This window comes from Hydrogenophilus thiooxidans (assembly GCF_019049855.1).
Lineage (GTDB): Bacteria > Pseudomonadota > Gammaproteobacteria > Burkholderiales > Rhodocyclaceae > Hydrogenophilus > Hydrogenophilus thiooxidans.
The window spans coordinates 1-11,096 of record NZ_JAHLSY010000035.1 but is presented as its reverse complement, the minus strand read 5'-3'; the positions used below and the strand labels follow the sequence as shown (position 1 = coordinate 11,096).

The following is an 11,096-nucleotide window of genomic DNA, read 5'->3' as shown; positions in this document are numbered from 1 at the left end:
CGCGCGCGCCAGCGGGGGGATTGCGCGGCGCATCAATTTGCTGGCCGACAAAGCGATGTTGTCTGCGTTTGCGCGCGGCGCAAAGCGCGTGACCCCGGCCGATGTCCGGCGGGCGGAACAAGAGCTCCTTTGGGACGAAGTGAGACCTCAGCGCGCCAAACGGCTCCGGCTCGCTGCGCGACTGGCGCTGCTGCTTCTTGTTGCCGTAGCACTCTTCGCCTCTGCCTTCACGCCCCGTCTGTCGAACCTCGGCGCGTGGCTTGCGGCGCGCTGGCCGATCTCAACCGTTACCCCATTCCCATCCGGAACGGCATCAGAAGCTGTCGCACCGGCCGGTGAAAATGCCCCCCCTGCCAGGACGCCGCCTGCTGCTGAAACGGTCCAACCCGCAGCGGTGCCACCTTCGCGCCCTCAAGAAGTGGAAGCGGTTGCAACCACGCCACCCCGCAGCGAAACCCCTCAACCCGCTCCATCCCCCAAGAAACCGCCTGCTTCACCGCCCCCGAAAAAAACAGCCCCCTCAGAAGCGCCCCTTACCCTCTGGCGGCAAAGCGGTTATACCCATGCGATTGAACTTGCGCGCTGGCCGGCGGGTTCCACCACCCCCACTGCCACCCTTGCCCGATGGCAACGGCGGCTAGGCGCACACCAGCCCCTGACACTTTTCACCTCGGGAACGGCTGACGTCCTGCTACTTGGCCCGTACCGCAGCGCCGCTGCAGCGAGCCAGGCGCTTTTGGCGTTACCTGCCGACGTGCTGCTTGAGGAACCCAAAGTGGTCGCATTAGCCCAGTTGCATCCGTAGCCTGTTATATAATGGTTTTTCCCTGGTGAAGCGCAGCCCTATGTTCGACCTTCTTAGGCTCATTCGACGCTCACACCGTTCTGCCCTGCCAATTGCGGCCGCCTGTACCGCGCAATCGCTATGGGCGCTGCAGTGGGCGCTTACCCCAACGCCGCGGCTCCTTCAGAGTGAAACCGTTCCGCTTCCCCAACCCCTCTCAGATCCGGCCATCTGGCGGGAATTGGCCGACCGTTTTTCGGGTAAAAAGATCCCTCTTTCGCTGGTGCTTCCCGCCACCGCTGTGAAACTGCTGCAGCTCAACGCCCCCGATCTTCCTCCGGACGAACGGCGCGCCGCCCTCACATTCCTCGCGGCGCAGGCGGAAGAGCGGCCAAGCGACTCACTGGTCGTGGACTACCTCGACGTCCCGGCGTTGCGCCGCCCCGCGGCTGAACCGTTGGCCTACTGTGCCGTTGCCGAACGGGCGCTCGTTACCGCGCTCATCGACGCGATCCCAAAAGCAGGCTTTGCGCTCGAACGCCTCGACATTCCCGAACAAGCGCTGCGTCGCCTGCTCGCCCACCTAGCCCCTGAAGTTACTGACCCGCAACTCATCCTTTACTGTGACGACGAAGGGGCGTTGATCATCGCGGCGACAACCGTTTTTCTCTACCTCTTTCGCACCAGCCGCATCGGCCGCCGCCTTTTTGCCGCAGACCCAGCCTCTGGCGCCATGGCTCTGGGGCTCGACATTCAGCGCACGCTCGACTTCTTCGAGAGTCAATTCACCGACCCGGTACCGCAAACGCTCTGGGTGATCGATGCCGTTACCGAAAACCGTGCGCTTTGCCAAGCCCTCCAAAACGAGCTGCGCGTTGCCGTAGTTCCCGTCACCGTGCGCGATCTCATCGGGGCGGAGCGCGATGAGAACCTTCCGCCGTTGGGTATCATCGCGCTAACCCTTGGCGCCGCCCTTCCGCACACTGCGCCATGAAGAGCGAACTCAACCTCTACCTCGACGAATTCCGACCCCGGGCGCTCCCATGGTCTGCCACCTGGCTCGCGGGCGCACTGTTTCTCACAGCGCTCATCATCGCCGCGCACGCGCTGCTTCTGTTCAACACCGTGCGCACCACCCGGGCGCTGATCGCTCAGGAAGAGCAGATCCGCAACGAGCTTCAAAGCACCATCGCCCAACTCAAACGGCTCGTTCCGGATGAAGCCGCGCTACGCCGCTTTGAAAACGAACGCGCCACGCTCCTTGCCCAGATCGACGCCCGCGAACGCTACCTGCAATACCTGGGCCACATTGCCGACCCACGCGCAAAGCAGCCCCCTTCCGGCTACGTTGCTGCGATCGCAGCCGCCCACATCGACGGCCTTTGGCTCAGCAAACTGGAACTGAGCTGCTGCAACGCCGCCAACCGTCCGGAGCTGTTGCTGCACGGATATACCCAGTCCGACAAACTGCTGCCCAATTATCTCGACGCGCTGGCGGCGCAACCGCTCCTCAAAGGGTTTGCCTTTCCCACCTTTACCGTAGCGCGCCCCGACAGCCAACAGCACAACGCCACCAAACTTCCTGAGTCGGTGTTGGAATTTACCCTCACCAGCCGACGCAGCGACACAACCCCGGCCGCCTCGGGAGGGAGGCGATGAGCTGGCGCCAACACCCCTGGGTCCAGTGGTTCAACGGCCGAACCCAACGGGAACGGATGCTCCTGATCGCCGCTGTGGTAGCCATCGTTACCGCTCTCTGGAGCGAAACGGGGGCGAGCTATCTGGAGAAACTGCAGCGTGAAACCCAAGAGCGGCTCGAGAATCAGCGGCAGGAAAATGCCCGCCTCACCACCGAGCTGGCGATCCTCGCCCAAAAAGCCCAACCGGACTTTATCGCGCGAACCGAAGCGGAACTGGCGCAATTGCGCCGCGAAATCGCTCAACTCGATGCCCGCTTGCGGGCCACCCAAAAAACCCTCATCACCCCTGAAGAGATGCGCACGCTTCTGCGCACCCTCGTGCAGGGCGCTGCGGTCTCGCTTGAACAACTCGATCAGCGGCCGCCGGAACGGCTGCAACTGCCGGGCATCCCCCCTGAGCACGCCGCCACAATTCCCCTCCTCATCCGCCACCCCTTTCGCCTGGCGGTGCGTGGCCCCTTTCCGGCGCTTCTTGCCTTCTTACGCCACTATGAGGCGCTGCCTAACCCCCCAACCTGGCAGCGGGTCACGGTTCGCCCCCACCAATATCCGGAACTGACCCTCGAAATCGAACTCGAAACGCTGAGCTTGCAGGAGGTTTGGCTTGCGTTCTGACCGCTCCCCTTCTTGGTGCGTCACCTGCGTTGCGCTCTTAGCTACGTCCGCACCCCTTTTTGTTCTCGCCGAAGCTCCGGTTGCTGGCGCACTGCCCGACCCCTTTCGCCCGCCCACCACGCAGCCTGCGGCGGTGAAGGAAGGTCCAGCGGACGCGCAAGCGCCTGTTTCCTTCAAACCCCAAATGATTCTCACCCATGAGGGAAAGCGATGGGCCCGCGTGGGCGGCCAGTGGCTGCAACCCGGTTCCGAATACCATGGCCACCTCCTGGTGGCGATCACCTTGACCCACCTCATCTGGCAAACCCCCACTGGCACCCAGCGCATCGAACCGCTCGCAATGCCCCCTTTTCCTGCGGAGAGAACCGATGGCCTCGCCACTCCGTAAAGCGCGCTTAGGCGAACTGCTCATTGCAGCCGGAGAGATTACTTCGGAGCAGCTTGAAATCGCCCTGGCGGAACAGAAACGGAGTGGGCGCAAACTCGGGTCAATCCTCGTGCACCTGGGGATGACCACCGAAGAGCGGATGCTCAAAGCCCTTGCCCAGCAGCTCAATCTGCCCCTCATCGATCTCAAGCGCTACCCGCTCGACCCGAACGTCGCCAAAAAGCTGCCGGAAAATCTCGCCCGCCGCCACCGCGCGCTCCTTCTTGCCGAAGGACCGCCGCCGCTCATTGCGCTGGCAGACCCAACCAACCTCTTTGCCTACGACGAAATCGCGCTGTCGCTGCGCGCGCAGCCGGACGTTGCGCTTGCGCGGGAAGAGGATCTGCTCTTTGCCCTTGACACGGTCTATCGGCAAACCGACAAGATCGCCCGCATCGCCAAAGACTTAGGCGAAGAGCTCGCGGGAACCGAAACCGACCTCAACCAACTGCTGCGCGCCGAAGATCTGAGCGACGCCCCTGTGGTCAAACTGCTGCAATCGCTCTTTGAAGAGGCGGCGGTCACCCGCGCCAGCGACATCCACATCGAACCGGACGAAAAGGTGCTGCGGCTGCGGCTGCGCATCGATGGAGCGCTCCATGAACAGATCGTTGAGGAAACGCGAATCGCCCCGGCAGTGGTTTCGCGCGTCAAACTGATGTCGGGTTTGGACATCTCAGAGCGGCGCCTACCCCAAGATGGCCGCTTCGCCATCACAGTGCGCAATCGCCGCTTCGACGTGCGCGTCTCGACCATGCCTACCCAATACGGCGAATCGGTGGTAATGCGGCTCCTGGAAAACGACCTTTCACGCTTCGACCTCGAAAAGCTCGGGATGCCGTCCCAGATCCTCAACCGCTTTCGCCAGCAGGTTGCGCGCCCCCACGGCATCGTTCTGGTCACAGGGCCAACCGGTTCCGGTAAAACCACGACGCTCTATGCCGCGCTCAAAGAGCTCAACACCCCGCAACGCAAGATCATCACCGCCGAAGACCCCGTGGAATACCGCCTCGATCGGATCAACCAAGTACAGGTCAAACCTGAAATTGGCCTAACCTTTGCGGAGATCTTGCGCACCGCGCTGCGGCAAGACCCAGATGTGATCCTGGTCGGGGAAATTCGCGACAGCGAAACGGTGGAGATCGCGCTGCGCGCCGCGATCACCGGTCACATGGTTCTTTCGACGCTGCACACCAACGACGCCCCAAGCGCTGTCGAGCGGCTGATCGACATGGGAGCGCCGTCTTTTCTCCTTGCTGCCGCGATCCGTGCGGTGATCGCGCAGCGACTCGTGCGGCGGATCTGCCCAGACTGCATCGAACCCGACCCCCTCGACGACGCCACCCGCAATTGGCTTGCCGCCCAGTCGCTTCCCTCTGGCGCTTTTACCCCAATGCGTGGCCGTGGTTGCGCCCGCTGCAACATGACCGGTTACCGCGGGCGGATCGGCGTCTATGAATACTTCGAACCGAGCTACGCGCAATTGGACGCGCTGCGCCGCAATGACCTCGCCACTTTCAACCGGCTGGTACGCGAAGCGCCCGATTACCACACGCTGCTCGACCATGGCCTGACGCTCGTTGCGCAAGGGGTTACCACCGTAGCCGAAGTGATCGCAATGAGCGGGGAGCTCATCGAATGAACGGGAGCTGCGCCTAAATGGCCCGCTACCGCTACCGTGCGCGCCGCCGTGACGGCAGCAGCGCCGAAGGGGTGCTGGAAGCAGCGAGCCGCGACACCGCAGCGCAGCAGCTTCTGGCCCAAGGCCTCATCCCGTTGGCGCTCAGCGAAGCGCAGGAGCGCCCCAACGCGCGCGCAACCCGCCGTTTGTTCCAGCCACAGCCATCGCTTGCCGATCTCTTACTTTTTACCCGCCAATTCTATAGTCTCACCAAAGCCGGCGTCCCGATTCTCTCCGGCCTGATGCGCATCGCCGAAAACACCCCCAACGCGATCCTTGCCGAGGCGCTGCGTCAAATCGTCCGCGACCTACAAGCCGGCCGCTCGCTGGCGGCGAGCCTTGCCCGCCACCCCAAAATCTTTCCCACCCTCTACATTGCGATGGTTCAGGTGGGCGAAGAGAGTGGCAAACTTGAAGAGGCGCTGCTGCGCCTCAGCGAAAACCTCGAGCGCGACCGCACCACCGTGATGCGCATCAAAAGCGCGTTGCGTTACCCCTTGATTGTCCTGGTCGCCACTGGGGTCGCGATTGGCGTACTCACCACCTTCGTCATCCCAGCCTTTGCCGGGATCTTCGCCAGCATGAAGGCGCAGCTGCCACTTCCCACCCGCATCATCCTGGCCGTCTCCCACTTCATGGCCAACTACTGGTGGTTGGTCGTTGCGCTGATCGCTGCCGGCGTCATCGCCTTTCGCCGCTGGACCGCGAGCGGCCCTGGCCGCTATTGGTGGGACCGCACCAAACTGCGTATCCCCAAAATCGGCGACATCGTGCTGCGCGCCACCCTTGCGCGCTTTGCCCGTTCGTTCGCGATGGCGATCGCAGCGGGCGTTCCCATCACCCAAGCCCTTTTTAGTGTGGCGCGGGCCACCGACAACGACTACCTGGCAGAAAAGATCCTGGCGATGCTCAACGGCATCGAGCGCGGCGAAACGCTGCTGGGCACGGCAACCCGCAGCGGCATCTTCACCCCGATCGTCCTGCAGATGCTCGCCATTGGCGAAGAGACCGGCCGAATTGACGAGATGATGACCGAAGTGGCCGAATTCTACGAACGGGAGGTTGACTACGACATCGAGCACCTCTCAGACCTGATCGAACCGGTGATGATCGTCATCCTGGGCGGGCTGATCCTGGTGCTGGCGTTGGGCATCTTCTTGCCGATGTGGGACATGTTGAGCTTTGCCAAACGGTAAAAAAGAGAGGGGGGAGAACCGATGTCCACCTACGACCTCTTGCCCTATGGGGCCCCTGCGGTGGTTGGGCTGCTCTTTTTGTTCCTCTGGCTTTCCGCCGCCCAACAAAGCGACCGCCTGATGCGCCCGGAGCTGCTTCTTTCGGCGTTTCTCTACCTCATGATCACCACGCTCACCTACTACCTCTTTACCGAACTGGCCACAGGCTACCGCATCCTTGCCGTTGCCAACGCCAGCGCCAGCCTACAACGGCAAGCGGCTTACGTGATGGGCCGCACCTCGCTCTCGAACTTGTTCCATAAAGAGGAGGCGTGCATCAACCTTGCGAACGGGGCGGTGCGCGACCGCTTCAACCACAGCGACTGCGCGGTGGGGCAACTGGGGGTCAATCTCCGCTATGGCACCCCCACGGCTGAAGAGACCAGCATGAACGTCCTCCTGGCGCGCGAAAACTCGGCCCACCGTTTTCGCTACCGCTTCGACGGCGAATACGCGCTTCTTACGCTCGACGGCCGCCCCCAATGTCTGGTGCGCTACGCCCCCGCGCCGCTTCTGGGGCTACCGCCGCTTGTCAGTTACGACGTAGGGGGCTGCTAGCGGCGCGTCAAAGCGCGTATAGGGGGGGAGCTTATCGCCGCGCGCGGCAGCGGCCACCGCAGCGTGCGCAAACGCCGCAAAACGGGCCGCCATCGCCTCGCCGTCGCAAAGAACACTGCCGCGCACCCTATCGCGCAGCGTCCCCCGCAACCCCCAAAGGGGCTGCGGCGCGCGCGCAAACGCCACGGCGCGAGCAATATAGTCGCGCGCCGAAATCGCCGAAAAATCGCCCGCTAGCCCCAGCACTGCGTTCATCGCGTGGGTCTGCCGGCTCACCATCGTCAGCCCTGGAAGCGTCAGACAGGGCACCCCCATCCAAAGCCCCTCGAAGGTGGTCGCACCGCCGGTAAAGGGAAACGGATCGAGCGCCAGATCGACCATCGCAAACTCGGCCAGCATCTCCGCATGGGCCCCACCCGGCGAAAGAACGAGCCGCGCCGGATCGACCCCTTCTGCAGCAAAGCGCGCGCGCACGTCGGCCACCACGCCGCGGTCGCGCAGCGCCCCCGCTTTGAGCCACAGCCGCGTTCCGGGCGCTTGGCGCAAAATCTCCGCCCAAACCGCGACCACCTCGCGGTTCATCTTGTTCAACCGATTGAAACAGCCAAAGGTGAAGGCAAGCCCGCGCGCGCTGGGCGCTACCGCAACGGGCGGCGCATAAGGCGGCGGGAAAAAGGCAAAACGGCTCTCTCCAAGATAGATCGGTGTTTCGGCGAAATGCTGTTGCAGCGCCTCAGGCGACGTCTCCGGATCGGTCAAGAGGTAGTCGATCGCCGCCACCCCTGTCGAATGAAAATAACCCAGCCACGTCACCTGTACCGGCGCCAAGCGCTTGGCAAACGCCGGCAGACGGTGAAATGCCGTATGGCCCGAGAGATCAACGGCCACATCCAACGCCGCCGCACGCGCGCGCGCAACCAGCGGTTCATCCTCCAGGTCGTAGATTTCGTGCCACGCCGCAAAATGGGGTTTGAGGTGGCGGGTTAGGTCATCTTCGCGGAGCGTCGTCGAAAAAGCCAGCGGCTCAACCCCATAGCGGCCAAGCCGCGGCACCACGTCGGCAAGCAGCGCGCCAACCGGATGTTGGCACAAATCGCCCGAAAAAAAACCAACGCGCAACGGCCGCCCCCCCTGGGGCTGCCCCGAAAGGGCGCGCCCCCACCGCGCGTGGCGCTCGCTCGCTTGGCCGCTCTGGTTTGGCGCGGGCAAACTGCTGGCCTCAGCAGAGGGGCCAGCCGCGCTATCCGCCGCTGGTGCAGCAAAGCGCTCTGCCCACGCGCGATGGCGCGCAAAGAGCGCCTCGGCAGTGATCGTGGGCAGATAGTTCCCCTCAAAGCACCAATTTGAGGCCATCCCCCACAAGTGGCCGCTTTCTGCACTGAGCGCTGCGTAAAGGGGGTCGCTCTCCTCAACATGGCCGCTATTGGAGCGCACCGCTGCTAGCGTAAGCCGCGCCCCCAAGTGCGTCGGCGCCTGCGCCAGTAGCTCCTGCGCCAGCGCAGCGGCGCGCGTCAGATTTCCTGCCGCCTGGTGCGCGCCGGCCAAAAGGGCCAGCCGCTCCGTCGAAGGGCCCCGCAGCGCCAGGGTACGCTCCAGATGGTCGACCACGGCGCGCAGTTCGACTAAGTCGCCCACAAGCGCCGCAAGAAAAATCTTCGCCTCCGGAAGGGTGGGCGCACGCGCAAGCGCCGCTTTCGCCAGGCGCACCGCTTTGCGCCCTTCGGCAAGCTGCACGTAGGCGTTGGCAAGGTTCAGAAGCAGCTCTGGAGAGTCGGGATAGCGCTTTTTGAGCCGCTCCCCCTCATCGCGCGCGCGCGCGTAGGCCCCCAGTTCAACCCATGCCGCAAGGCGGTTGATCGCCGCGGGCAGAAAGTCGGGATCTTCTGCGAGCACCGCATCGAGCAGCGCAAGCGCCGCCTGCGCCTGGCCGCGTTGCAGGAGCAGCTCGGCGCAATTGGTGCGCGCTTCCCGCGAACTGGGATCCCGCGCGAGCGCAGCTTCCAGGTGCGTTTGGGCGAGCGCCAGGTCATCACGCCGCCGCGCAATCGCCGCAAGCGTCACATGGGCGCGCGCAGCAACCGTCGGCTCGGGATTGAGCGCCAACACCGCCTCGGCGTGTGCGCGCGCCTCCTCATCAAAGCCCGCCTCCAGCGCCCGCTTCGCCAGCGCTTGCCGCGCCGCGGCGTCGCCCGCGGCTGCCCTCTGCGTTTCAAGCGCTGCCTCAAACACATCGCCGCCAAACGGACGGACCAGGCGAAAGAGCCAGCGAAGCAGCCCACTCCCCAAAAGACGGCTCATTTCCCTACCGCAACGGCTTTTGCCCCAAGCGGCTCGGGCAGGTAGGTGCGCGCAAGCTCCGTTAGTTCCGATTCGGATAAAGGAGCCGACGTTGCTACGACCCAAAGGTCAAACGCCTGTGGACGACGCATCCCGTAACAGGCGACAAAACCCGCTTCGCGAAGCGCCGCAACCAGCGTGGTCAGGGTAAAACCGCACTTGTGGCTCATCGTCAGCGGCCACCGTTCCACAAACGGACGGTAGCTAAAAACGATATCGAACGGGGTAATCGGCCAGGCAGGAGAGTAATAAGCCACATCGTAGAGCCGATCTTCAGCGATCATCGCTGCCGCCTCCTGGAGATCGGGGCAGGTGATCACTGCAAACCCATTGGGTTTGAGCACCCGCCGCGCCTCCGCAAGCGCTTGGGGCACTTCAAACCAGTAGAGATGCTCGATCACGTGGCTTGCGTAGTAGGCGTCGGCAGCGCCGTCCGGCACAGCCGAAAGGTCCGTCACCGACGCGACCAGATCAGGCTCCACCTCCCGATCCAGGTCGACCCGCACCTCGTGCCACTCTGGCGCCTGAAATGCACAGGGGAGGTGCGAGCGGTTGGCCCGCCCACACCCGACGTGCAGCAACACCCGTTTCTCTTCTGGCGCCTGCCACCTGAAGCGCTCGGGCGAAACGTCACCACCCACGAGCCAACGCCAGAGCCAATTGGCGAGCGCCGCCATCACCGCGCAAAGAGGTAGTTGAGGATGATCGCAACCACAAGCGGCCGTAACCGCTCCTTCTCAACGCCAGAGGTCGCTGCAAGCCAGCGCTGAAAGCGGTAGAGCACCTGTAGCCTCCCCCAAAAACCCAGAGGCGCTTTCGTCTCTTCGTTTCGAATGCGGTCAAGAAAATCGACGATCGCTTTTTCCCACTCTTTCGCGGTCACGCGGCTGCGGCGCGGCATCGCAGCCACCCAGGCAGCCTGCCACGCCGCGACCCGATTGGCTACCCTCTCTGCCATCAGCCCGTACAGACCACGGTAACGGTTGCGGTTTTGTTCGTATCATCCATGCTTTTCAAGGTGCAGGTTGTTGTCGAACCCGCAGAATTGGTTGCGCAGTTGGCATCTCCAGACACCGAAAACTTGCTGCTGTCCAGCGCCGGCTGCATGATCGAGGTACTGGCAGCCGCACAGGCATTGGAAGTGCTAAATCGGGTTGCATCGGCGGTATTTATTTGATACTTCGCATAGTTCATCAGGAAAGCCGAAGACATCGCACCGGCCGCCCCTTTGACCGCCGCTTCAGCCGCGTCGGATTTGAAGTTGAAAAACTTTGGCGCCGCTACTGCCGCCAAGATTCCAAGGATAATGATAACCACCAGGAGCTCGATGAGGGTAAAACCCGCTTGCTTGACGTTCATGGCAACCTCCGGACAGGATTATAGGACTGCATTCTAATAGTAACTCGCGTCGATTGCTGTGTCAATGTACTGTATTCGTCCAGTACCTTTGGCACTCTTTATGGTTTTCCATGAGCCACTGCACCGGCGCTGTGAGACCAAGGCTCTGACCTGGCCGAGGGTCGATACCGCTTGGCAACGCAACGCCGTGTTCCGCGCACCGCTTTTGGAGAGAACTGCTCCATTTCGGATTCGCGCCAGGGCAATTGCATGAACGACTCACTGCAAGCCGAGTAGCTGAGCGCGGTAGATATCGGATGTTGCGGCGATGAGGCGTCTGGCCTTGATACCGCCCTTGCGTTTGACGGGATCGAGGCGGATGAGATTCAGGGTGATGTGCTTCAAGACGGCGAGATTGTGA

11 protein-coding genes and 2 pseudogenes are annotated in these 11,096 nt (G+C 63.0%); 8 read left to right on the top strand and 5 right to left on the bottom strand.

Annotated features, from left to right (window positions below; translation table 11 throughout):
- The 8 genes and pseudogenes from KUL93_RS10655 to KUL93_RS10620 all read left to right on the top strand — a co-directional run.
- Positions 1 to 805: pseudogene (locus KUL93_RS10655) on the top strand (hypothetical protein); the annotation flags it as partial.
- A gap of 25 nt (positions 806 to 830) precedes the next feature.
- Positions 831 to 1,778 (top strand): type IV pilus biogenesis protein PilM, encoded by a 948-nt coding sequence (locus KUL93_RS10650; RefSeq protein ID WP_217127027.1) that lies wholly within the window; start codon positions 831 to 833, stop codon positions 1,776 to 1,778.
- Entirely contained in the window at positions 1,775 to 2,443 is a 669-nt protein-coding gene (locus KUL93_RS10645; protein WP_217127026.1) for a hypothetical protein, read from the top strand. Before KUL93_RS10650 ends, KUL93_RS10645 begins: the two co-directional genes overlap by 4 nt.
- Complete coding sequence (locus tag KUL93_RS10640) at positions 2,440 to 3,099, top strand: coiled-coil domain-containing protein (protein ID WP_217127025.1); 660 nt, start codon at positions 2,440 to 2,442, stop codon at positions 3,097 to 3,099. The genes KUL93_RS10645 and KUL93_RS10640 overlap by 4 nt, the downstream gene beginning before the upstream one ends.
- Positions 3,089 to 3,487 (top strand): hypothetical protein, encoded by a 399-nt coding sequence (locus KUL93_RS10635; RefSeq protein ID WP_217127024.1) that lies wholly within the window; start codon positions 3,089 to 3,091, stop codon positions 3,485 to 3,487. The genes KUL93_RS10640 and KUL93_RS10635 overlap by 11 nt, the downstream gene beginning before the upstream one ends.
- The gene (locus KUL93_RS10630; protein ID WP_217127023.1) at positions 3,468 to 5,168 is read left to right on the top strand and encodes a GspE/PulE family protein; all 1,701 of its coding nucleotides are present in this window, start codon (positions 3,468 to 3,470) and stop codon (positions 5,166 to 5,168) included. The genes KUL93_RS10635 and KUL93_RS10630 overlap by 20 nt, the downstream gene beginning before the upstream one ends.
- A gap of 17 nt (positions 5,169 to 5,185) precedes the next feature.
- Positions 5,186 to 6,403 carry a type II secretion system F family protein gene (locus tag KUL93_RS10625; protein ID WP_217127022.1) on the top strand — a complete coding sequence of 406 codons (1,218 nt, stop codon included), beginning with the start codon at positions 5,186 to 5,188 and terminating at the stop codon, positions 6,401 to 6,403.
- A gap of 21 nt (positions 6,404 to 6,424) precedes the next feature.
- Positions 6,425 to 7,000, top strand: coding sequence for a hypothetical protein (locus tag KUL93_RS10620; RefSeq protein ID WP_217127021.1), 576 nt, complete (start codon positions 6,425 to 6,427; stop codon positions 6,998 to 7,000).
- Here the strand turns inward: KUL93_RS10620 and KUL93_RS10615 are convergent.
- From KUL93_RS10615 to KUL93_RS10595, 5 genes and pseudogenes are all read right to left on the bottom strand, one after another.
- Complete coding sequence (locus KUL93_RS10615; RefSeq protein WP_217127020.1) at positions 6,962 to 9,298, bottom strand: O-linked N-acetylglucosamine transferase, SPINDLY family protein; 2,337 nt, start codon at positions 9,296 to 9,298, stop codon at positions 6,962 to 6,964. The genes KUL93_RS10620 and KUL93_RS10615 overlap by 39 nt on opposite strands.
- Positions 9,295 to 10,014, bottom strand: a complete 720-nt coding sequence (locus KUL93_RS10610) for a class I SAM-dependent methyltransferase (RefSeq protein WP_217127019.1) — start codon at positions 10,012 to 10,014, stop codon at positions 9,295 to 9,297. Before KUL93_RS10610 ends, KUL93_RS10615 begins: the two co-directional genes overlap by 4 nt.
- Positions 10,014 to 10,295: a hypothetical protein gene (locus KUL93_RS10605; protein ID WP_217127018.1), complete on the bottom strand. Its 282-nt coding sequence runs from the start codon at positions 10,293 to 10,295 to the stop codon at positions 10,014 to 10,016. The genes KUL93_RS10610 and KUL93_RS10605 overlap by 1 nt, the downstream gene beginning before the upstream one ends.
- Complete coding sequence (locus tag KUL93_RS11620; RefSeq protein ID WP_217127017.1) at positions 10,295 to 10,696, bottom strand: type II secretion system protein; 402 nt, start codon at positions 10,694 to 10,696, stop codon at positions 10,295 to 10,297. Before KUL93_RS11620 ends, KUL93_RS10605 begins: the two co-directional genes overlap by 1 nt.
- Before the next feature lie 258 nt (positions 10,697 to 10,954).
- Positions 10,955 to 11,096 (bottom strand): annotated as a pseudogene (locus KUL93_RS10595) (ISAs1 family transposase); the annotation flags it as partial.